Source organism: Pseudomonas moorei (assembly GCF_008801475.1).
Lineage (GTDB): Bacteria > Pseudomonadota > Gammaproteobacteria > Pseudomonadales > Pseudomonadaceae > Aquipseudomonas > Aquipseudomonas moorei.
The window spans coordinates 1-460 of record NZ_VZPP01000048.1 but is presented as its reverse complement, the minus strand read 5'-3'; the positions used below and the strand labels follow the sequence as shown (position 1 = coordinate 460).

At 55.9% G+C, this 460-nt stretch carries 2 protein-coding genes; one reads left to right on the top strand and one right to left on the bottom strand.

Annotation, left to right across the window (positions count from 1 at the left end; all coding sequences use genetic code 11):
• Positions 1-194 (bottom strand): FAD-dependent oxidoreductase (locus F7R06_RS30670; RefSeq protein WP_151149740.1); only part of this gene is annotated, 194 nt, incomplete at its 3' end.
• Between the two features lie 155 nt (positions 195-349).
• On the opposite strand from F7R06_RS30670, the gene F7R06_RS30665 reads away from it, so the two are divergent.
• Positions 350-460, top strand: a 111-nt coding sequence (locus F7R06_RS30665; protein WP_151149739.1) for an AsnC family protein, incomplete at its 3' end; no start/stop codon positions are given.

The following is a 460-nucleotide window of genomic DNA, read 5'->3' as shown; positions in this document are numbered from 1 at the left end:
ATGGCCTTGAGCGGCACGCCCGGCGCGGCCCAGGGCGAGGCATAACCAGGGGAAACCTGGCCTGCGTTGGCGAAACTGGTTTCCATGGCAGCGGCAGGCTGACGGTCGACCACCACGACTTCAAAGCCGGCCCGAGCCAAATAGTAGGCACTGGTCACGCCAATGACGCCGCTACCCAAGACCAGAACGCGCATTTTTATATCCTCATCACGGCTTGGCCGCTGACGTGTGTTGTTCGAGCAATGATGCGCGCAGTATAAAAAGCAATCGCCAGTGCATTTCACTATATAACTGCCTATATTTGGCGACAATTCTCGGCAGTAACCCTTTTCACAGAGGCGTATCCCCTATGCGTACCAACACTCAGACCAAGCGGGAGCTGGATAAGATCGACCGCAATATCCTGCGCATCCTGCAAACCGACGGACGCATTTCGTTCACAGAGCTTGGCGAAAAGGTG